Source organism: Rothia sp. LK2588 (assembly GCF_040946465.1).
Lineage (GTDB): Bacteria > Actinomycetota > Actinomycetes > Actinomycetales > Micrococcaceae > Rothia.
The window spans coordinates 60,795-81,703 of the sequence record NZ_JAYWLS010000002.1 but is presented as its reverse complement, the minus strand read 5'-3'; the positions used below and the strand labels follow the sequence as shown (position 1 = coordinate 81,703).

Sequence of the window (20,909 nt, the reverse complement as noted above, 5' to 3'; positions counted from 1 at the left end):
TGATGTGTCACGAACAAATGTGTTGGTTTATGTGTTTTTCATGTCGGGTTATTGCCGTTTTACGAGGCGGAATAACTCGACGTTCCTGATGTCTCCAGTCTACTCAATTTGGCCTTATGTGGGTAGGTGTGGTTTGTGTTGCGGGAAAATTAATGTGTTCGGCGTCTCCGAGCCGCGCTGGCAACCCCGCTGATAAAAGAAACGCCCAGCACCCCGCGGCGAGATTCGCACGGGAGGCTGGGCGCGCTGGGTGAGGCGCTACTGAGCGGTCGCCAGCAATTCCTGAATGCGGCGGACACCCTCGGCCAGGTCGTCGTCACCCAGTGCATACGACAGACGCAGGTAACCCGAGGGGCCGAAAGCCTCACCCGGCACGACGGCGACCTCGGCCTTTTCCAGGATGAGGGTGGCCAGTTCTTCGGAGGTCTGCGGGGTAACACCGTCGATGGTCTTGCCCAGCAGTCCGGTGACGTCCGGGTAGGCGTAGAAGGCGCCCTTAGGGGTGGGGCAGGTGATGCCTTCGATGGCGTTGAGGCCCTCTACGATGGCCTTGCGGCGGCGGTCGAAGGCGCTACGCATCTGCTCGACGGCGTCCAGCGAACCAGACACGGCGGCGATGGCCGCGTGCTGCGCGATGTTGTTGACGTTGGAGGTGAGGTGCGACTGCAGGTTGCCGGCCGCCTTGATGACGTCGGCGGGGCCGTACATCCAGCCCACGCGCCAGCCGGTCATGGCGTAGGTCTTGGCCACGCCGTTGAGGATGATCGCGTGATCGGCCAACTCGGGCACGGCCTTGAGGATGGAGGTGAACGGGGTGTCGTCGTAGGTGAGGTGTTCGTAGATCTCGTCGGCGAGAACGAAGATGCCCTTGCTCTTGACCCATTCACCGATCGCACGGGTTTCTTCCGGGGTGTAGACGGCACCGGTGGGGTTCGAGGGCGAGACGAAGATCAGGGCCTTGGTGTTTTCGGTGTAGGCCTCCTCAAGCATCTCCGGGGTGACTTTATACTCCAGCTCCGAACCGGCGAAGACCTCGATCGGGTTACCTCCGGCCAATCGGATGGCCTCGGGGTAGGTGGTCCAGTACGGGGCAGGCAGCAACACATCGTCACCTTCGGCGATCACGGTCGCGAAAGCTTCATAGACGGCCTGCTTGCCGCCGTTGGTCACGATCACCTGTGAGGGGTCGATCTGCACGCCGGAATCGCGAAGCGTCTTCTCGGCGATGGCCTTCTTGAGCGCGGGCAAGCCTGTGGCGGGGCTGTAGCGGTAGTTGGCCGGGTCCCGCAATGCCTCCGCCGCGGCGTCCACAATGTACGAGGGAGTGGGGAAGTCTGGCTCGCCGGCGCCGAAACCGATCACCGGACGTCCGGCCGCCTTCAGCTCTTTCGCCTTGGCATCGACGGCGAGCGTGGCCGACGGCGCGATGGCCGCGATGCGAGGGGAGATACGTGGCGAGTTCATGAAGTTCACGTCCCTTAACTACTGCTAGAAAATGAGTCCTGCTTAGTATCTTAGGCGGTCAAGCCGTCGCTGGGGCTCGGTAAAGCCACGCGTGCCCGCCAGAATTGCCAAACGGTGGCAAATACTTTAGAGTGGTATCTGTTGTTCGCAACCGAACGATAATGGTTCACGCCTAAAAACGTGGACTAAGGTAGTCTCGAGTACGTCTTTCGTTCTCAAGACTGCACCCGAACGAAAGTTCAAAGGGTGGTGGCTCAATTGGTAGAGCAGCGGTCTCCAAAACCGCAGGTTGCAGGTTCGAGTCCTGTCCGCCCTGCAAATAGCCTCCATAACAATTCACCAAAGCACGCAAGAAATTGCGTGCTTTATTGAAAAAACCATGAAAGGGGCGGGCCGACATGGCTAAAACTGCCGCCGACGGAACCGCCACCACTCAGCGTGTCGGTAACGCCGAGGAGAACAAACGTCGTGGATTCTTCGGCCGAATCATCCAGTTTCTCCGCGAAGTCTTCGCGGAGCTGAAGAAGGTCACCACCCCGACGGGGCGAGAGCTGTTCAACTACGTTGTCATCGTGCTCTTCTTCGTGCTGTTCATGATGCTGTTGATCTTTGGCCTTGACTGGCTCTTCGGCCAGGGAGCGTTCTGGCTCTTTGGTAACGGTACTTTCAAACAATAGACTTATATTTGCGATACTCTTAGCGCCCGGCAATGGCGGGTGGATGTAGACAGAAAGTAGGAGAAACGTGTCCGAGCAGGAACTTGCACACGAAGCAGAAGAAGTTGAGAACACTTCTGAGCAGGCTACCGTCTCTGACGCGTCGGTAGCGGAGCAGGGCGAATCGTCCGAGGCTGCCGAGTCCACCCCCGCCACCGATGCACCCGCAGACGATGCCGCCGAAGCGTCGGAGCTCGCAGAGGGCGTTGCTGAAACCCCCGCCGAACCCGAAGTTGACCCGATGGAGGCCTTCAAGTCGAAGTTGCGCCGCCAGGAGGGTGAGTGGTTCGTCATTCACACCTACGCCGGTTACGAAAACCGCGTGAAGACCAACCTGGAATCCCGCGCTCAGACCCTGAACGCTGAAGATGACATCTTCGAGATCCAGGTCCCCATGGAAGAAGTGGTGGAGTACAAGAACACCACCAAGAAGCTCGTACGTCGCGTGCGCATTCCCGGTTACGTCATGGTTCGCATGAACCTCACCGACGAGACCTGGGGCGTTGTGCGCCACACCCCCGGTGTCACCGGCTTCGTGGGTCAGGACGCCTACAACCCCGTGCCGCTTCGCCTCAACGAGGTCGTGGACATGCTGGCTCCGGTCTTCGAGGCCGAGCAGGCAGAGGCCGGCGAGCCCGTTGCCACCGCCGCACCCGTGGTGGAGACCGGTTGGGAAGTCGGCGAGGCTGTTACCGTCAAGGACGGCCCGTTCGAGGGTATGCCCGCCACCATTTCGGAGATCAAGCCCGAGTCGTCTTCGATGGTCGTTTTGATCTCGGTCTTCGAGCGCGAGACCCCCGTGACCTTGAACTTCAACCAGGTCGCCAAGGTCTAATTCACTCTTTGCACAATCCCCGCGGTCCCCTGATCGCGGGGATTTTTGCGTCTGCTATGTGCTTAATCAGACAGCCCTCTCGCGGTCTCCGCTATTGGTGGGGGAGTCTAAACGCGCTAAACTAGACGTTTGTATGTGCACTCCTACGCTTTGGGGTGCGCTACGCGACGGCCGCGCCACGGTCGTCACCTGCCGTCGTACGCTCCTGTGCGTCGGTTCATCAGCTAAGAAAAGGATGCTTACATTGGCTCCCAAGAAGAAGGTCGCAGGCCTCATCAAGCTGCAGATTCAGGCTGGTGCCGCTAACCCGGCTCCTCCGGTTGGTCCCGCGCTCGGTCAGCACGGCGTCAACATCATGGAATTCTGCAAGGCTTACAACGCTGCCACTGAATCCATGCGCGGAAACATCGTTCCGGTTGAAATCACCGTGTACGAAGACCGCTCCTTCACCTTCATCACCAAGACCCCTCCGGCCTCGGGCATGATCAAGAAGGCTGCAGGCGTTCCCAAGGGTTCGGGTGTTCCCCACACCCAGAAGGTTGGCTCCATCACCGAGGCTCAGGTTCGCGAGATCGCTGAGACCAAGATGGCAGACCTCAACGCCAACGACATCGACGCAGCAGCGAAGATCATCGCGGGCACCGCACGCTCCATGGGCATCGAGGTTAAGTAACGTCGTTACGCCCCGCTGAAACCTCAGGTTTCCGAATTTAGAACGTAAATCGCCCGCATCATACGGGCATGTGGCAGAGCCGAGCGCGGTTCATAGAGACCACAACTGCATAAGGAGATAAGCAGATGGCAAAGCGCAGCAAAGCGTACAAGGCAGCTGTAGCCAAGATCGAAGAGGGCAAGTTCTACACCCCCGCCGAGGCAGTTGCCCTGGCGAAGGAAACCTCTTCGGCAAAGACCGACGCAACCGTCGAGGTCGCAATGCGCCTCTCGGTTGACCCCCGCAAGGCAGACCAGATGGTGCGCGGCACCGTCAACCTGCCCAACGGCACCGGTAAGACCGCACGCGTCGTCGTGATCGCCGCTGGTGACAAGGCCGCAGCAGCAGAAGCAGCCGGCGCAGACTTCGTTGGTTCCGACGACCTGATCGCTAAGATCGCAGGCGGCTGGACCGACTTCGACGCAGCCGTTGCAACCCCCGACATGATGGGCAAGGTAGGCCGCCTGGGTAAGATCCTCGGTCCCCGTAACCTCATGCCGAACCCCAAGACCGGTACCGTGACCATGGACGTTGCCAAGGCTGTTGGCGACATCAAGGGCGGTAAGATCGACTTCCGCGTTGACCGCAACTCGAACCTGCACTTCATCATCGGTAAGGCTTCCTTCTCCGCTGAGCAGCTGCAGCAGAACTTCGAGGCAGCTCTCGAGGAAATCAACCGTCTGAAGCCGTCCTCCTCGAAGGGCCGCTACATCACCAAGGTCACCGTGGCCACCACCTTCGGCCCCGGCGTTCCGGTCGATCCCGCACAGGTTTCCGCTAAGTAAGTAACCTGCCCGGGCAGACAAGCCTGAGAACCGGCGTTCACCAGCTATGGTGGGCGCCGGTTTTTGCATATCCGCTCAACGCTCACCGAGGTGAAACCTCATGCAATCGTCTGGCTCTGGGGATTCGCGCCTCGATACAGGGCGAGGTAGATCTGCGGCTGTGCCACAATGGACGTCATGAACCTGCGCCACCCAAGAACCGACAGCACCACCGCCGACCGCGGTGCCGGCCTGGTCGTTGCCGGGGTTTCTCAAGGGTATAACTCGGTTTCCGGTGACGTGCTTAACGGATTGGATCTCCATGTCGAGCGGGGAGAAATGGTGGCGTTGGTGGGCCCCTCCGGTTCGGGCAAGACGACGATCCTGCGCATCATCGCCGGCCTCGAGCGAGCCCGCTCCGGCAAGGTCACCTTCGACGGGCGTCCTCTACGCCGTGGCGATCTCGGCTACGTCTTTCAGCGTCCGATTCTCTTTCCCCATCTTTCGGTGCGGGAGAACATCCTCTTTTCCACCGGTCTGAAACGCCACCGCGCGGTGGACAACGCGCACTATGAAAACCTGTTGCGTCTGCTGGACATCGCGCCCCTGGAGCATCGGCGGGTGCACGAACTGTCGGGAGGGCAGGCGCAGCGGGTCGGTATCGCGCGCGGTCTCATTCGGCAGCCTCCCGTGGTGCTCTTCGATGAACCACTCTCCAGTGTTGACGCCTCCTTGGCCCGAGCCATTCGTCATGACATCGCGGCCCTGCACCGGGAGCTGGGTTTCACCGGGATCTACGTGACGCACCAGCTCAACGAGGCGTTCGAACTGGGCCAGCGCATAGCTTTCTTGGGTTCCGGACGCGTGGCCCAGTTGGGCACCCCGCGGGAGGTTCTCGCCGCTCCTGGCACGGTGGACATCGCTGAGCTCACCTCCGCCCCGATGCTCAACCGTATCGAGGTAGGGGAACAACTGACCCTGGCGGTGCGGGCCACAGCACTTAGTCGCGTGGATCCCTCGCTCGGTGATAACACCGTGCTTCCGGTTGCCGTGCAGCGTGAGCAGATGATGCAGGAGGGTATCCTGATGCGCGGGACCGTCCTGAGGGACACTGAGGTAACCGCTACCAACGGCGAGCGGGTGCGGGTACCCGGTGGCGCCCCGGTGCACTGGTTGACTTGGGAAAAACTTCATTCCGGTGAGGAGATCTCGTTGCGTGCAGAACAGACCGATTGGTTGCTGTATGACCATCGGGGGCGGTTACGTATTTAAGTGATTAAAGACGCTTAAAGGTCGTGGCCGTTGCGGCGGAGGGCCTTCGCGTGATGTAATGGAGTAACCAAAGACCGCTGGTCTATGTCTTGATGCGAGAGCGTCGGGGCAGATAAGAGTTTCGGGAAGAAACCGCCCGCGTAGGTGATAGAAGAAGACATAGTGCGAGCAGTCGCTCGATCTGTGTTCAACCTCGTCGCTTGCGCGCCGGGGTTTTTTTATTGCCGAGACTGACCAGCGACAAAGAATCGGAAGGAATACCATGGCGACACAGGAAAAGATCGCTGCAGTTTCCGAGCTGAAGGAACGCTTCTCCGGCTCGAACGCAGTCGTCCTCACTGAGTATCGTGGTCTCTCCGTGGCTAAGCTCAAGGAGCTGCGCCGCGCACTGGGTGCAGAGACCGAATATGCCGTGGTGAAGAACACCCTTGCAGGTATCGCTGCAAAGGAAGCCGGCATCGACGCATTCGAAGGCCAGCTTGCAGGTCCTAGCGCAATCGCATTCATCAACGGTGAATTCATTGACGCTGCCAAGGCACTGCGTGACTTCGCCAAGGAAAACCCCCAGCTCATCATCAAGAGCGGCTACTACGAAGGTGAAGCTCTCGACGAGGCTGGCGTTAACCGCTTCGCAAACCTCGAATCCCGCGAGGTTCTGCTGGCAAAGGTTGCAGGTGGCGCGAAGGGTGCACTCTCCAAGATTGCACGCACCGTCGACGCTCTGCGCATCAAGCTCGAAGAGTCAGAGGGCGCACCGGCTGCAGCGGAAGAAGCTCCCGCAGCAGAAGAGGCAGCAGAGTAATCTCTGCCTCGACGGCAACCACCCATTACTGATTTTTCAGTAAGCTCGCGCAGGCGGGCACACACCCCATAGATTTCATCTGTAGGTCAAAGCCCTACAACTGATCAAGAAGGAGCCAAACTCATGGCTAAGCTTTCCATCGAAGAACTCATTGAAGCATTCAAGGAACTCTCCCTGGTTGAGGTTTCGGAATTCGTTAAGGCGTTCGAGGAAGAATTCGACGTCACCGCAGCAGCTCCCGTTGCTGTAGCAGGCGCAGCTGGCGGCGACGCTGGCGCAGCTGAAGAGAAGGACGAATTCGACGTCGTTCTCGAGTCGGCTGGCGACAAGAAGATCGCAGTGATCAAGGAAGTTCGTGCCCTGACCTCGCTGGGTCTGAAAGAAGCAAAGGACCTCGTGGACTCCGCACCCAAGGCAGTTCTCGAAGGCGCTTCCAAGGAAGACGCAGAGAAGGCCAAGGAGCAGCTCGAGGGCGCAGGCGCAACCGTTACCCTCAAGTAATTCGATTCTTATCGAAGGTCTTTGTACCGCTGGGCGGCACCGTGAAAACGGTGCCGCCCAGCGGCTTTTTTATACCTGAATGATCTGCGGGTGTCCTTGAGGTGCCGTCGATGATTCTTGCTGACTGGATAAAACGAGGATAAGCTACGATGTGACAAACGTTTGACACATAGTCTTTCTGAGGAACTCATGGGTTTAGAAGAATCCTTTAATGCAGACCTCGTGCAACAGGCGGAAGAGAATATCCAAACGTGGGGCAACCGGGTCAGCGCTGACCCGGATTACCCTGCCCTTCATCTGGCACCCCCGGTGGGGCGTCTCAACGATCCCAATGGATTGGTGTACTCTCGAGGGGTTTATCACGCCTTCTATCAATATTCACCGGTGCATCCTACTCGCGCGGTTTTCTGGCGTCATGCCACTTCCACAGACCTGACCCATTGGCGAGATGAGCAAACTGTTATTTCACCCGTACGGTGGTACGACCGGAATGGATGTTATTCAGGTTCTGGTGTAGCAACCCCCGAGGGCGCGCTGGAATTCTTTTACACCGGCAACGTCAAAGACGACCAGGGCAACCGGGAAACCTACCAGAATCTCTTCATCTCGGAGGACGGCGGGGCGTCTTTCGAAGTCTCACCTCTCAACCCGCTGATCTCCGGGCCGGAGGAGGGGTACACGGCTCACTACCGCGACCCACATGTCTTCTTCCGCAACGGCCAATGGTGGGCCGTGCTGGGTGTCCAGCGCACCGATGAAACCGGAGCTATCGTCTACTACACCTCCGACGACCGGCGAATATGGCGGTTCGGCGGGGAGCTGGAATTCTCAGACCCTAGGATGCAGCACCTCGGGTACATGTTCGAGTGCCCCAACCTCATCCAGCTCAAAGACGAGGAGACCGGTTGCCTCAAGGACGTGTTGATCTTCTGCCCGCAAGGCATGCAACCCGAAGGCGAGCTATACAACAACGTCTTCCAATGCGGATACGTGGTGGGAACGCTCCACGGCAATTTCTTTGATGTAGAAACTACCTTCACCGAGCTCGATGCTGGGTTCGAATTCTATGCACCGCAAGTAATCAGTGGGCTCGACAACGCGACCGAAAGCGCCACGCTCATGGCGTGGATGGGTAACGCCGCAGAGGACGACCAACCCTCCTGGGCGAACCACTGGGTGCATATGTTGACCTATCCCCGGGCGATCACACTGCGGGGAGGAAGAATTTATCAGCGGCCGGTCCCCCAGCTGGAACAGGCGTTGCGGATTGCCCCCTCAACGATCAACTCTGTCGGTGAACTGGACATCCCGGCGGGGCAACGAACCTTTCGTCTGCAGGCCCGGATCTCGGTGTCGGCAGGCCCTGTGTCGATCCAGGTGATAGACGCAGAAGGTGTCAGCTGCACTCTCACGGTGAAGGAATCCGCCGTTGAACTCGACCGGTCGGGAACCCGCTATCTGACTGCGGGCCTCATCCGGCGTCGTACTCTTTCACCCTCCTCCGAGCACACGATAGACCTGCTCTTTGACGCCTCCGCACTAGAGGTCTTCATCGACGACGGCGCCGTCGCACTGACTGGGCGAATCTATCTGCACGGTGAACTGGCCTCGGTGCGTTTCGTCACCGGAAACCAATCATCGGCCGCCCAAGCCGTCACCGAACTGAACCTAAGCCTGCCCGCTGAGGGCAACCCCACCACATAACAGGCACCCCCTGCACCAAACTGCACACACAAAGGAGAAAGCATGGATCACCAATCCGTGGCGCAACAAGTGTTAGCCGACGTCGGCGGCGTGGACAACATTCAAGTGGGCGCACACTGCGCAACCCGCCTACGCCTCGTCCTCAAAGACAAAGAGAAGATCAACCAGCAAGGGCTCGACAACAACGAGAACCTCAAAGGTACTTTCGAGAACTCAGGCCAGTACCAAATCATCGTGGGCCCCGGTGACGTCAACGAGGTCTACAAACACATGGCGGCACCCGGCATGAAAGAGGTCTCCAAAGACGAGCTGTAATCGGTGGCGGCTTCGCAGGGGAATCTGGGAAGCCGATTCCTCAAAATGGTCTCCGATATCTTCTCACCTATCATTCCTGTGTTGGTGGGCGCAGGTATGTTGATGGCTCTCAACAATGTGTTGACCGCGCCCAAGATCTTCCACCCGGAAATGTCTTTCGTTGAGCTCAACCCGGCGTGGGCTGGTTTCGCCGAGATCGTCAACATGCTCTCCGCCGCGGCCTTCGCCTTCCTGCCCATTTTGGTGGGATACTCGGCCACCAACGTCTTCGGCGGAAACCCCTACCTGGGCATGACGATGGGTGCCGCGATGGTATCCCCGGCCCTTGTCAACGGTTATCAGGTTGCCACCTCCTTGCAAGATGGTTCGATGACCTACTGGGATGTCTTCGGGTTACAGGTCGCACAGTCGGGTTACCAGGGGACAGTCCTGCCCATCCTGTTCGTTGCCTTTCTGCTGGCAAAGATCGAAAAGTTCTTCCATAAAGTATTGCGCGGGGAGACCCTAGTGGAGTTCGATATGGAGCAGATCGCCTCTGCCGGCTACCCGTTGACCACTCCATTGGTGATCACCAACGCCAAGAAAACCGTCGAAGGATGCGGGTTCGCTGGTGGTGTTGCCTCGCAGTCGGCGGTGGACGCCGGTGACGAGTTCCTGAACGTCAAGGCTCGAGAGCACACACCCGCTACGGAGTCGACGGTGGCACGCTAACTGACGCTACGAACGGTAGTACCGCGGTGGATGGTGATGGGCAAAACTTCGGAAGAGCCCTCACCATTCACCGTCACTGTCTCGGAGGCGTTGATGAGGTGCAAGAGACGGTCAACCGCGGCCCCAGCCAGATCTTCGATGGGTTGCACCACGGTTGCCAGGTGCGGCAACAAACCCCGCACCGTCGTTGTGCCGTCGAAACCTATAATTTGCAGGGAGTCTGGCACGCAGATGCGTTCTTGTTCGGCCCATTGTAGAGCCATCGCCGCATAGGAATCATTGGATGCAAAGACCGCGTCCACCTCACGATGCCGATCAAGATAGGTAAAAACCCTGGTGCGGTGTTGCTCCGCCGACGCAGCAAAACCCAGCTCTATGATGTCTGGAATTAATTGTGCTTGTTCAATAGCGCGAAGGTACCCCTGCTGACGCAGGTTGTTGGCCGATTGGGTAGAGGTGAAATGCACAATTCGGCGGGCTCCCGACGCGATGAGTAATCGGGTCGCGTCGAAGGCGCCCTGCAGATTATCGCACCGGACGTTGGGGTAACGTCCCCCTTCGGCCCGATCGATGGTCACCAGCGGCGCGGCCAGATATGGTGAGTTGGCGATGACATCGGAATGGGCCCCGGTGATGATTCCATCGACCTGATGAGAGACCAACATATCGAGATAGCGTTGCTCAGCCTCGGGCCGGTCTTGGCTGTTACACAACACCACCTTGTATCCCTCATCGGCCAGGCGCGATTCGATGAGAGAGGCCAGCTCTCCATAGAAGGGATTAGCCACGGTGGGGAAGATGAGTCCCACCAGGTGAGCTTTGGCCCCCTGCAGGGAACGGGCGATGGCATTGGGCTGGTAGTGGATCGAGGCCATGGCTTCGTAGACTTTATCGCGCGTTTGCTGGCTGATATAGCCTCGATTATTGAGAACGCGCGAGACCGTTGTAGGGGAGACTCCCGCCACTCGTGCGACGTCATGTAGCTTGGGCTGAGCCACGTTTTCCTCCTGGTCTCTTCGCGTCTACAAACACTTTATTTTACGGTGCCGCCCAGTGGCTTTTAAGCCCACAAATCACCCACCGTATCCCCGGTGCGACCTGGGGAGATGTGCGACAGTGAAACGGTAACTGTTGCTTAGTAAAGCTGTGTTTCATAACTTTTCCTAAAATTGAAAGATCGTCCAGCTCAATGCCGCAAGGCAGATACTATTCATAGTTGACACATCAGAATGAGTGCATAACGCATCAAACTTTTCGGGGGATAAATTCATGCAGCACCAGCAGGCCGGTTTCACGATTAGAGAAGCTCAACCCGTCGATTATCCGGGTGCCATCGAGGCCCTGACCGACGCCTTCTCTACCGATCCGGTCATGATCGAAGCCTTCGGCGGGGCGATGGATCGCGCCAAGCTGACGGAGCTGCTGAAGTTCCAGGTGAACACCACCTACGCCCCCAAGGGCAAGATCGACGTCGCCGTCGACGACAACAACACCGTGCTGGGTGCCTCGCTCTGGGTTGACCCCCAGGGTCAAAAGGGCGGAATGATCTCTGACGTGATGCGTTTTCCGCGCTTCGCCAAGATTCTAGGTTCCAGCATCGTTTCGGCCTCAAAACTCGAACTGCGGCTCTGGGCGGCGCGTCCTCGCTTCGATCACTGGTATCTCTACACCATCGGCGTGCGCGCCGGGCAACGCTCGCGCGGCATCGGCGCCGGCCTGTTGGATTATCGCCTGAACCGTCTGGGCGGATACCCGGCCTACCTCGAGGCCTCCACGCACCGTAGCGCTGCCCTCTACCGTCGCCACGGTTTCATCGATCTCGGCGAATTCCCCTCGGGCAAGCCCGCCCTGGGCATGTGGTACCCGGTTCCCGACCAGACCTCTCCCGAGGCCTAAGCCACCAGCGGAAGATACTCGATGCCCTCACCGGTCGCTACACCGTGCGGGGGCACAATCATCAGCGCTTCGGCCCGGGCGAAGGCGAAGAGCATATGTGAGTGATGCTTGCCGGCCACCGGTACGATCTGCCCCTCGTCGAAGACCGCCGGGATCAACCGCAGATCTTCCCGCCGGAAAGACGCCACGGGTTCGCCTGCATGAGCGGTGCGCGGTGTCGGTTGAGCCTGGCCCCGGGTGCCGGCGATGATCGCCGGCAGGTAGGAATACAGCGAGGTATGCGCGGCTAAGGGATTTCCGGGCAGACCCAGCACGAGACGGCCATCGGGCAGAACCGCACAGAGACACGGATGGCCGGGGCGCACCCGCACCGATTCGAAGACGTAGCGAGCGCCCAGCTCCCGCAGCACCGTACGCACCATGTCGACCTCGGAGGTCGAGGACCCACCGGTAATCATCACCATCGCGGCATCGAGGTGGGAGCCGAGGAAACGATGCAACTCGGTTGGATCGTCGTGGAGGCGCCCCGTGGCCACCACGGAGCCACCCATCGCTGAGACGATGGCGGGGAATTGCACCGAAAACGCATCGCGCACCTGGCCGGGGCCGGGCACGCCCGAGGTGATGACCTCGTTGCCCGTGTAGGCGACGGCCACCGGCACACGGGGCATCACCGGTACGGTGTCGAACCCACAGACCGCCACGAAGGCCGCCAACCGCGGGGTCAGGGTGTCACCGGCCTGTGCGACCACGGTGCCGGCCGGCATCTCTTCCCCAGCCCGGCGAATATCGGCACCGGGGGCGGGAGGAGCCTGGGCGGGGGACACCGTGCGCTCGCCCGGTGCGTCTTGCACATGGGCGTGTTCCTGCCGCAGGATCGCCTCGCAACCCTGCGGGATCAACCCGCCGGTGATGATTGGAGTGCACTGACCGGGGTTCAGGTCGCGGGCACGACGGTGGATGTTCTCGTGACCTTCGGTCTCTTCACGTTCGAGCAGAACCCAGGGTGGCGCACCGGCCACGGCGTAACCATCCATGGCGGAGGAATCGTAGTGGGGGAGGTCGATGGGGCAGACCAGATCGCTGGCCAGCGTGAGCCCTAGGGCCTCGGCGAGCGGCACCTCCGCAGATTCCATCCACCCCGTCTCGCGCAGACCCTGACCGGCGAGATAGGCCGCGGAGACGGCCTCATACCAGGTGCTGTGCTGCAGGTGGCGTTCGTTGGAGGACGCGTGCTGCGGGTCGGTGGGCCGATCGAAGCCGGTGCGATGCGCGGCGTCCCAGGTATCGACGTCCTGGCAGGCGGCAGCCGACACCCGGACGATCTCGGGGGCGAGCTGTTTCAGATAGCGCCGCACGGAGCTATTGGGGGTGGCCTCAGCGAAGGCTTCCTTCAAGGACGCGGTGCGATAGATACCGACCAGCGGCTGGAAGACACCCTCGGCCTCTGCGGCGAACCCGCGAGTTTCCTGGGTCGCGCGGTGAGCGGCGTCCAGCAACTGGCGTACCGACTCGGCGGCAGCGGGCATGTCGACGGCCAACAGCAGCGTCCACTCCGCGGAGTCGGTGGGGAGAGCGGTAAGGCCGGCGGCTACCGCGGCGGCAGGGCCGGCGAACGGAGGATCTTCGCGGGTGAGAATCGCGGCGGAGGGAATCGGCAGGTCTTCCGGGCCCACAACCACCCGAGCCTGGGCGCCTTCCACCGCGGCGAGGGTGGACTCGAGGAGGGTCTGGTGGCCGTCGCTGAGCAGTGCTTTCGGGGTGCCGCCGAGTCGGCTGGAGCGTCCTCCGGCGACGACGATCGCGTTAAACCGCATGGTTTATCCGCCTGCGAACGGGGGCAGGACGTCCACGCGGGCACCCGAGGGCACCGTCGCGTCTGCCTGGCTGGCCACGCCGTCGATCAGAAACGAGCACTGTTCTAACACTTTGGCGAAACTCATCCCCGAAGGGGTGCGACCGGTATGGCGCTGAGCGAGAAAGGCGGTCAGCGCGTCCAGCGTCAGCTCTTCGTCGTGACGAGCTACAACCTGGCTGGCCTCGATCTCTTCGGTGGGCGTTCCGGCCGCCGCGCGTGCCGCGGCGAAATAGTTAATCTGCACGGGGGTGCTAACCTCCAATGGCGCTCATGGAGCGAGACGGTTGAACGAAATCGTGGGTGTCGAAACCGGCACCGTTCTTGCCGTGGGCGGCCGGTTTAGACCACATGGCCTCACGCCAGGCCGCGGCGATCTCTTCGTCGCTGGCATCGGAACGCAGGATCGACATCAGGTCGGTCTCGGTCTGCGAGAACAGGCACGAGCGAACCTTGCCGTCGGCGGTCAGACGGGTACGGGTACAAGTGGAGCAGAAGGGCTCGGTGACCGAGGCGATGATGCCGACGGTGCCCAGCGCCTCGTGAGTCTTCATATGGTTATCATCGGCACCGTGCGGATAAACCTCCCACAGCGCCGCCGGTGCCGATCCGCGGGGGCCGGGGTAGGGGCGCAGGGTATAGCGCTCGCTCAGCAACTCTCGGATTTCGGCGGCGGTGATCGTCTGTTCGCGCGACCAGCGGTGGTCGGCGTCCAGCGGCATCTGCTCGATAAAGCGCAGCTGGAAGTCGTTGCTCAGAGCCCAGGAGAGCAAATCCGGGGCCTGGTGGTCGTTGATACCGGGCATGAGAACCGCGTTGATCTTCACCGGACGCAGCCCCGCCTGGGCGGCGTACTGTACCCCTTTGAGTACACCCTCGAGGCGGTCTCGGCGGGTGAGCTCGGCGAAGGTCTCGGGGCAGATCGTGTCGAGAGAGACGTTAATGCGGGTGAGGCCGGCTGCAACGAGCTCGTCAGCCTTCTTCTCCAGTCCCAAACCGTTGGTGGTGATCGAGAGCGGAATCTCGGGGTGCGCCCGGTGCACTCCGGCTAGAATCTGGGGCAGTTCCTTACGCAACAGGGGCTCACCGCCGGTGAAGCGGATCTCTTCTACTCCCAGCTGCTCGATACCGATGCGTGCCATGCGCACAATCTCATCGGCGGAGAGCACGCGGTCGTTGGGCAACCAGTCCAACCCCTCGGCAGGCATACAGTACTGGCACCTGAGATTGCACCGGTCGGTCAACGAGATGCGCAGGTCGGTGGCCACACGGCCCCACTGGTCTTCGAGCCCACCCGATACTCTTTTTTCGGCGGGCATGTTTGATTCCGCGGCGGTCACCACCGGCAGGCGGACGCCTGCGATGAGGGTACCGGATGAGGAATCTTGGGGTTGCATGACGACCTTTTCAATAATTGGTATTCAATCGTTATATTTAGGGTAGTCCATGAGTTCTTTGACTTCGAATGACTGCCCTTAGATCTATAACCTCAGGAGCCCCCGTGACATTCCCGCGAATTTCTCATCTGGCCCGGTGCGGCGCGGTGAGTCTGCTCGCAGTGGGTTTGACCGGGTGCGCCATTGACTCATCCTCGGATTCGCGGCAAGCCGAAAATGGCGCGGTGCAGGTGTTTGCCGCGTCCTCCCTGCAACCGATCGGCGGAGAGCTCGAGCGGGCCTTCGAACGCGAGAACCCGGGTGCCGACATCACCTTCAACTACGGCGGTTCTACCGCGCTGGTGCGGCAGCTGGCCAACGGCGCCCACGCCGACCTACTCATCACCGCAGATACCGCCAGCATGGACTCCGCCCGCACCTCGGTACCCGAACTCTCCGACGCGCAACCGCACACGATTGCCACCAACCGGCTCGTGCTGGTGACGGCCGCGAACAATCCCGCTCACATTCATCGGTTGGAGGATCTCGCCAGCGGTGAGGTCACCACCGGCATCTGCGCCGCCCAGGTGCCCTGCGGCGTGATCGCCCACCACGTTCTCGATCAAGCTTACCTGCAGCTGGGCAAGGCGGCCGAAGAAGAGAACGTTGCCGCCGTGGCCACGAAGATCGCTACCTCCGCCGTGGACGCCGGTTTCGTGTACTCCACGGACGCCGCCGCCCTGGCCCGGCAGGGAAAAACCACCGAAATCCCCCTGCCGCAGGCGGAACCGAATCAATACCCCGCCGCGCTGACCGCTTCGGGGTCGCACAACGTCAAAGCCGAGAAATTCCAGCAGTGGTTAGCTTCGGCGGAGGCTCAGAAGATCCTGCGCGATCATGGTTTCGGACCGGCCCCCGAGGGATCCACCACCGCCTCGCCTTCCACCGATCGCCGGACCACGGAGTCTACGGCGTCTGCCGCTGCGGGGCGCGCGTGAATCGTCTCTCCGCCTTTCGCTCGGTGCCGCGTGCCGCCCTCATTCCCGCCCTGATCGGGGTGGGGTTGGTGGTGGGCCCCCTCCTCGCGTTATGCGTGAATATTCCGCTGGCCGACCTGCCCCAGCTCTGGACGGACCCGGCCACGGTGCAATCGGTGCGGCTTTCTCTGACCACATCGCTGATCGCCACTGTTGCCTGCGCCGTGCTCGGGCTGCCCCTGGCCCTCGTGCTGACCAAGGTGCTCACCAAGGTGCCGCGTGGATCGGCGATCTCATCGGTGCTCTCCGCTGCGATCTTTGCCCCCGTGATTCTTTCCCCGGTGGTTTCGGGCCTGGCCCTCATCTTTTTCTGGGGCCGGGCGAGCGCCATCGGTTCGTGGCTGTACTCCGCCGGCTACGCGGTGGCCTTTACCCCCGCGGCGGTGGTGCTCACCCAGATCTTCGTGGGATTGCCGTTTTTCGTGGCGACAGCCGTGACCACCTTGCGCGCGATCCCCGTGGAGTTCGAAGAGATCGCCTACGTGGAGGGTGCCACACCCGCCGAAATCACCGCGAAGGTGCTCTTGCCGTTGGCCGCGCCCGGGTTGGCCACCGGCCTTCTGTTAGCTTTTGCCCGTGCGCTGGGGGAGTACGGGGCGACGGTCACCTTCGCGGGTAACATCGCTGGGGCAACGCGCACCATCCCGTTGAACATCGAATTGCTGTTGGGCTCGAACGATCTCAACGGTGCACTGGGTTCCTCGCTGTTGCTCATTAGTCTCTACCTGCTTATCCTTGGAGCCGCCATCCTCGTGTTGGTTTTCCGCCGTATCAGACAAGGACGCCCCGCATGACAGCCTTCGAGCTTTCCGCCGGCACCCCCACCCCCGAGGAATACGCAGACGCGGTCTTCACCGCCGCGGCCTCGAGCCTCGATCTGAAGGCCGAGACCATACCTTTCACCGAGGCGTTGGGGCGTACCCTGGCTCAGCGACTCACCGCACCGGGCCCCATGCCGCCCTTCGCCAATTCGCAGATGGACGGTTACGCGCTGACCGCCGCGGCCGCGACCCGAGAGTTACGCGAGTTTACGGTGGGCACCGACGTTCCCGCCGGGGGAAGCACAGCGGGTTTGGGCGTCGACGACGATACGGTCTACCCGATCATGACCGGCGCCCCGTTGCCGAGCGGGTACTCGGCAGTCGTTCCCGAAGAGCAAGCACAACCGCTGGGAGCTCGCGAGGGAACCTTCGCCGCCGCCGGGACCCGGGTGCGATTGCCACGCACCGAACCCGGACGTTTCGTCCGCCTCCCCGGGGAAGACGTCGCCGCCGGGCAGACCTTGGCCGAGGCGGGAACGCGCCTCAACGCCGCCCACATCGGCACCCTCGCGGCCCACGGGATTTCCTCCGTAGAAGTCACGCGCGCACCCCGAGTGCTGATCATCACCGGCGGTGAAGAGATCGCCGCGGACCCGGAGCACCTGCGGCACAGCTCGGTGATCCGTGACGCCAACGGCCCGATGCTCGCCGCGATGGTCGAGCGCGCCGGGGCGCACGTGCGTCATCTGCACACCGGCGACGACCCGGCCCGGCTCAGCCAGCTTCTCACTGAGACGTTCGCAGAGTTCACGCCCGATCTCGTGCTCAGCTCGGGAGGTATCAGCCACGGTAAGTTCGAGGTGGTCCGGCTCGCCTGCGAGCGCATGCCCGAGGTCACCCAGGCGTGGTTCGGCCACGTGGGCCAACAACCGGGTGGACCACAGGGGCTCATCTCTCTCCGCTTCTCGACTGCCGCGGGTCGCGAACGTACGGCCACCTGGGTCGCGCTCCCGGGTAACCCGGTGAGCACCCTCGTCTCGTACCGCCTCTTCGTGCACCCCGTGCTCCGGCACGCGGGCAACACCGAGGCCGCATTGGCGCTTTCGGCCCCGGTACGCGCCGGAGCCCGCACCGGCGTCCTCAACGAACCAGACGAGCTGACCGGCCTGGCCGACAAGGTGCAGTTTCGCCGCGGCACCGCCGCCGCTCTACCATGGAAAGACGGCACCTTGACAACCGAACTCAGCGTAGACCCCGCCACCGGCTCCCATCAGTTGCATCGCGCCTCGAACGCCAACGCGCTGATCGCCATTCCCGCCGGTGCCCGGTTATCTGCCGGGGCGCAGCTCACATGGTATTCGCTGACAGAATGATTCATCCACGCCCTCCGCGCGGGTAGGCCGCCCCGGCCACCCCGCCTCCCACGAGTAAGGAATCCCATCATGGACAACCCAGAGAAGCTCAGCCACGTTCGTGCAGACGGCTCCGCCCATATGGTCGATGTCACCGAGAAGGCGGTGACCACTCGCACCGCGCTCGCCGAGGGCTTCGTGTCCACTCGCCCCGAGGTCGTAGAGATGATTTTCGATGCTGACCTGCCCAAGGGTGACGCGCTACCGGTGGCCCGCGTGGCTGGCATTATGGGCGCCAAGCGCACCCCGGAGATCATCCCGTTGTGCCACCCCCTGCCGCTGGGCAAGATTACCGTTGACTTCGAGCGGCAAGAAGCGGGCGTGCGGATCGTGGCCTCGGTCAAGACCCGCGGTGTGACGGGGGTTGAGATGGAGGCACTGACCGCGGTCTCTACCGCCGCGTTGACCGTGGTCGATATGATCAAGGCCGTAGATAAGCGCGCCGTGATTTCGGGCGTGCGCGTCTTGGAGAAGTCCGGTGGGAAGTCCGGTGACTTCCGCGCCGATGCCGAGGCAGTATCGGAGGGAACACATGAGTAAACACTACGAGCGCCCAGAGAACCTGACGGGCCTGGTGATTGTCGCCTCGACCCGCGCCGCCCGCGGCGTCTACCCAGACGCCTCGGGTCCGATCGCCGTGCAGTGGCTGCGCGAACAGGGTTTCGATACCCCCGATGCCGTGGTGATCGCCGACGCAGATGTCCCCGCGTATTTCGCTCAGCTGGTGGAATCCGAGGAGCCCCTGCCGACCGTGGTGCTGACGTCCGGGGGAACCGGACTGAACTCGGACGACCGCACCGTGGAGGCCGTGCGTCCGTACCTCGATAAAGAGATCCCCGGTATTATGCATGCCTTTTGGGCGCGCGGGGTACAGTCCACCCCGGCGGCGGTGCTCTCCCGCGGGGTGGCCGGGGTGATCGGTACCTCGTTCGTGATGACCCTGCCTGGGTCGACCGGGGGAGTCAAGGACGGATGCGCCGTGCTGGAGCCGCTGTTAGACCACATCTGCCGCCAATTGGAGGATTACCATGACCATTAATTCCGCCGCTCAGGGCGACTTGGAACCCACCGAGTCGACGGTGGTGTTTACCGACATCACCGAAGTACCTTTGGAGCCCATGCTGGCCCAGGCCCGAAGCGCGGTCATGACCGACACGATGGGCGCGTTGGTAGTCTTCGACGGCGTGGTGCGTAATCACGACCACGGTGCTGCGGTGGCCGGTCTTTCGTACACCGCTCACCCCCAGGCTCAGCAGTTCATCGCCGAGACCGTGGCGAGTGTGACGGAGGAGATCGCCGGTGTGCGGTTATGGGCCGTGCACCGCGTGGGGCCCATCCCGATCGGGGAGTCGGCGCTGACCGTGTTAGCCGCGGCGGCGCACCGCGGTACGGCGTTCCAGGCGTGTCAGGCAGCAGCCGATCGTATCAAGGCGCAGGTGCCGATCTGGAAGGAACAGGAGTTGGCGGACGGGTCGATCGAGTGGGTCGGCATCGACACCGTGACCCCGGAGCAGGCTCAAGCTCAGAAGTAATTGCGGGTTATCCCGGCAACGAGGCAGGAGGGTACAGATGAGCGGGGAATTCACCGCTAGCGAGTACCAGCTCTATGGGCGGCAGATGATCCTGCCCGAGCTGGGCATGGCCGGGCAGCAGAAGTTGAAGAACTCCACGGCCGTGGTGGTGGGAGCGGGCGGATTGGGCGCTCCCGCTTTGCTCTATCTGGCCGGGGCCGGCGTGGGGCGCGTGGTGATCGTCGACGACGACGTGGTGGAGCTGTCTAACCTGCATCGTCAAGTGATCCACACGGCGGCGTCCGTCGGGAACTCGAAGGCCGAATCGGCGGCGGCTGCGCTGCGTTCGCTGAACCCGTTGATCGAGGTGCGGGCCCTTCGCGAGCGCCTGAGTGAGCAGAACATCGATGCGGTGTTGGCCGAGGCCGATGTGGTGTTGGACGGCAGCGATAACTTTCCCACGCGGTATCTGGTTTCTGCCGGGGCGGCGCGCGCCGGCATCGCGCACGTGTGGGCTGCGATTCTCGGGTTCGATGCGCAGCTGAGTGTGTTTCATGCCGGCCATGGTCCGGTGTATGAGGATCTTTATCCGCAGGCTCCCAGCGAGGGCGCGGTTCCCAATTGTGCGACCGCGGGGGTTATTGGCGCGATGGCCGGTGTGGTGGGTTCGGCCATGGCGATGGAGGCCATCAAGGTGTTGACCGGGGTGGGGCGCCCTCTGTGCGGTGAGGTGGGGTATTACTCAGCTTTGGAGGGCCGCTGGGACTATATTCCGCTTCAAGCGTGTCGGAAAAATACCACCCCCTCTAAAGGTCACAAAATCATTAACGTAATAAAAAGAAATATTTCCTCGCCTCCGGTCGACGCTGATACAAGCTCCTCTCGCACGACGTGTTCCGTGGCTGACTATCTCAAGCTGAAAGCGGCTGAAGATGTGGTCTTGATTGATGTGCGGGAGGTGGGGGAGTCAGCCGCCCTTGCAATTCCCGGGGCGCACCACATTTCGGTGAACACCTTCGAGAGTTATGAAAAATTCGAAGACTTACCCGGTTATCTTCGCGCCGAAAAAAACGTGAACGGTAAAGCAATTGTGGTGTACTGTTCGGGCGGTCCGCGATCCGGCTTCATCGCCGAACGCCTGAGGGGCTTCGGATTCCAGCGGGTCTTCGACCTGTCGGGCGGGGTGGGTGCCTGGATTGATCACGGGGGAGCGACGCAAAATCCCCGCTGAGAGGGTAATTAGGTCATATAAATATTTGGTATTT

Annotated in this window: 23 protein-coding genes and 1 tRNA gene; 19 read left to right on the top strand and 5 right to left on the bottom strand. The window is 61.6% G+C overall.

Annotation, left to right across the window (positions count from 1 at the left end):
* Positions 1-258: 258 nt before the first annotated feature.
* Positions 259-1,464 (bottom strand): pyridoxal phosphate-dependent aminotransferase, encoded by a 1,206-nt coding sequence (locus VVR12_RS04700; protein ID WP_368550020.1) that lies wholly within the window; start codon positions 1,462-1,464, stop codon positions 259-261.
* Between the two features lie 243 nt (positions 1,465-1,707).
* Here VVR12_RS04700 and VVR12_RS04695 point away from each other — a divergent pair.
* From VVR12_RS04695 to VVR12_RS04645, 11 genes are all read left to right on the top strand, one after another.
* A tRNA-Trp gene (locus tag VVR12_RS04695) sits at positions 1,708-1,780 on the top strand.
* An 82-nt stretch (positions 1,781-1,862) separates the two neighbouring features.
* Positions 1,863-2,141: a preprotein translocase subunit SecE gene (gene secE / locus VVR12_RS04690; RefSeq protein WP_368550019.1), complete on the top strand. Its 279-nt coding sequence runs from the start codon at positions 1,863-1,865 to the stop codon at positions 2,139-2,141.
* 67 nt (positions 2,142-2,208) lie between these two features.
* Positions 2,209-3,015: a transcription termination/antitermination protein NusG gene (gene nusG / locus VVR12_RS04685; RefSeq protein ID WP_368550018.1), complete on the top strand. Its 807-nt coding sequence runs from the start codon at positions 2,209-2,211 to the stop codon at positions 3,013-3,015.
* A 244-nt stretch (positions 3,016-3,259) separates the two neighbouring features.
* On the top strand, positions 3,260-3,688 hold the full coding sequence (rplK, locus tag VVR12_RS04680) for a 50S ribosomal protein L11 (protein ID WP_368550473.1): 429 nt from the start codon (positions 3,260-3,262) through the stop codon (positions 3,686-3,688).
* A 125-nt stretch (positions 3,689-3,813) separates the two neighbouring features.
* Entirely contained in the window at positions 3,814-4,512 is a 699-nt protein-coding gene (gene rplA, locus VVR12_RS04675) for a 50S ribosomal protein L1 (RefSeq protein WP_368550017.1), read from the top strand.
* Positions 4,513-4,689: 177 nt separating this feature from the next.
* The gene (locus VVR12_RS04670) at positions 4,690-5,763 is read left to right on the top strand and encodes an ABC transporter ATP-binding protein (protein WP_368550016.1); all 1,074 of its coding nucleotides are present in this window, start codon (positions 4,690-4,692) and stop codon (positions 5,761-5,763) included.
* A 262-nt stretch (positions 5,764-6,025) separates the two neighbouring features.
* Complete coding sequence (rplJ, locus tag VVR12_RS04665) at positions 6,026-6,565, top strand: 50S ribosomal protein L10 (protein ID WP_368550015.1); 540 nt, start codon at positions 6,026-6,028, stop codon at positions 6,563-6,565.
* A 123-nt stretch (positions 6,566-6,688) separates the two neighbouring features.
* On the top strand, positions 6,689-7,066 hold the full coding sequence (gene rplL, locus VVR12_RS04660; RefSeq protein WP_368550014.1) for a 50S ribosomal protein L7/L12: 378 nt from the start codon (positions 6,689-6,691) through the stop codon (positions 7,064-7,066).
* A 189-nt stretch (positions 7,067-7,255) separates the two neighbouring features.
* Complete coding sequence (locus VVR12_RS04655) at positions 7,256-8,770, top strand: glycoside hydrolase family 32 protein (RefSeq protein ID WP_368550013.1); 1,515 nt, start codon at positions 7,256-7,258, stop codon at positions 8,768-8,770.
* 42 nt (positions 8,771-8,812) lie between these two features.
* On the top strand, positions 8,813-9,085 hold the full coding sequence (locus VVR12_RS04650; RefSeq protein ID WP_368550012.1) for a glucose PTS transporter subunit EIIB: 273 nt from the start codon (positions 8,813-8,815) through the stop codon (positions 9,083-9,085).
* A 45-nt stretch (positions 9,086-9,130) separates the two neighbouring features.
* The gene (locus VVR12_RS04645; protein WP_368550472.1) at positions 9,131-9,796 is read left to right on the top strand and encodes a PTS transporter subunit EIIC; all 666 of its coding nucleotides are present in this window, start codon (positions 9,131-9,133) and stop codon (positions 9,794-9,796) included.
* On the opposite strand, the gene VVR12_RS04640 is transcribed toward VVR12_RS04645, so the two are convergent.
* Entirely contained in the window at positions 9,793-10,794 is a 1,002-nt protein-coding gene (locus tag VVR12_RS04640) for a LacI family DNA-binding transcriptional regulator (RefSeq protein ID WP_368550011.1), read from the bottom strand. The genes VVR12_RS04645 and VVR12_RS04640 overlap by 4 nt on opposite strands.
* Positions 10,795-11,065: 271 nt before the next feature.
* On the opposite strand from VVR12_RS04640, the gene VVR12_RS04635 reads away from it, so the two are divergent.
* Positions 11,066-11,692: a GNAT family N-acetyltransferase gene (locus VVR12_RS04635; protein ID WP_368550010.1), complete on the top strand. Its 627-nt coding sequence runs from the start codon at positions 11,066-11,068 to the stop codon at positions 11,690-11,692.
* Here VVR12_RS04635 and VVR12_RS04630 read toward each other — a convergent pair.
* Genes VVR12_RS04630 through moaA form a run of 3 tightly spaced genes read right to left on the bottom strand, consistent with a single transcriptional unit; the run spans position 11,689 to position 14,944 of the window.
* On the bottom strand, positions 11,689-13,509 hold the full coding sequence (locus VVR12_RS04630; RefSeq protein ID WP_368550009.1) for an NTP transferase domain-containing protein: 1,821 nt from the start codon (positions 13,507-13,509) through the stop codon (positions 11,689-11,691). The genes VVR12_RS04635 and VVR12_RS04630 overlap by 4 nt on opposite strands.
* Before the next feature lie 3 nt (positions 13,510-13,512).
* Complete coding sequence (locus tag VVR12_RS04625) at positions 13,513-13,794, bottom strand: MoaD/ThiS family protein (RefSeq protein WP_368550008.1); 282 nt, start codon at positions 13,792-13,794, stop codon at positions 13,513-13,515.
* Between the two features lie 7 nt (positions 13,795-13,801).
* Positions 13,802-14,944 carry a GTP 3',8-cyclase MoaA gene (gene moaA / locus VVR12_RS04620; protein WP_409349879.1) on the bottom strand — a complete coding sequence of 381 codons (1,143 nt, stop codon included), beginning with the start codon at positions 14,942-14,944 and terminating at the stop codon, positions 13,802-13,804.
* A gap of 104 nt (positions 14,945-15,048) precedes the next feature.
* Between moaA and modA the strand changes: the two genes are divergently transcribed.
* From modA to VVR12_RS04585, 7 genes are all read left to right on the top strand, one after another.
* Positions 15,049-15,921 carry a molybdate ABC transporter substrate-binding protein gene (modA, locus tag VVR12_RS04615; protein WP_368550007.1) on the top strand — a complete coding sequence of 291 codons (873 nt, stop codon included), beginning with the start codon at positions 15,049-15,051 and terminating at the stop codon, positions 15,919-15,921.
* Positions 15,918-16,754, top strand: a complete 837-nt coding sequence (locus VVR12_RS04610; RefSeq protein WP_368550006.1) for an ABC transporter permease — start codon at positions 15,918-15,920, stop codon at positions 16,752-16,754. The genes modA and VVR12_RS04610 overlap by 4 nt, the downstream gene beginning before the upstream one ends.
* On the top strand, positions 16,751-18,094 hold the full coding sequence (locus tag VVR12_RS04605) for a molybdopterin molybdotransferase MoeA (RefSeq protein ID WP_368550005.1): 1,344 nt from the start codon (positions 16,751-16,753) through the stop codon (positions 18,092-18,094). The genes VVR12_RS04610 and VVR12_RS04605 overlap by 4 nt, the downstream gene beginning before the upstream one ends.
* Positions 18,095-18,163: 69 nt before the next feature.
* On the top strand, positions 18,164-18,673 hold the full coding sequence (gene moaC, locus VVR12_RS04600; RefSeq protein ID WP_368550004.1) for a cyclic pyranopterin monophosphate synthase MoaC: 510 nt from the start codon (positions 18,164-18,166) through the stop codon (positions 18,671-18,673).
* On the top strand, positions 18,666-19,172 hold the full coding sequence (locus VVR12_RS04595) for a molybdenum cofactor biosynthesis protein B (RefSeq protein ID WP_368550003.1): 507 nt from the start codon (positions 18,666-18,668) through the stop codon (positions 19,170-19,172). The genes moaC and VVR12_RS04595 overlap by 8 nt, the downstream gene beginning before the upstream one ends.
* The gene (locus VVR12_RS04590; RefSeq protein ID WP_368550002.1) at positions 19,162-19,665 is read left to right on the top strand and encodes a molybdenum cofactor biosynthesis protein MoaE; all 504 of its coding nucleotides are present in this window, start codon (positions 19,162-19,164) and stop codon (positions 19,663-19,665) included. Before VVR12_RS04595 ends, VVR12_RS04590 begins: the two co-directional genes overlap by 11 nt.
* A gap of 37 nt (positions 19,666-19,702) precedes the next feature.
* Positions 19,703-20,875 carry a ThiF family adenylyltransferase gene (locus VVR12_RS04585; protein ID WP_368550001.1) on the top strand — a complete coding sequence of 391 codons (1,173 nt, stop codon included), beginning with the start codon at positions 19,703-19,705 and terminating at the stop codon, positions 20,873-20,875.
* The last annotated feature ends 34 nt before the right edge of the window (positions 20,876-20,909 follow it).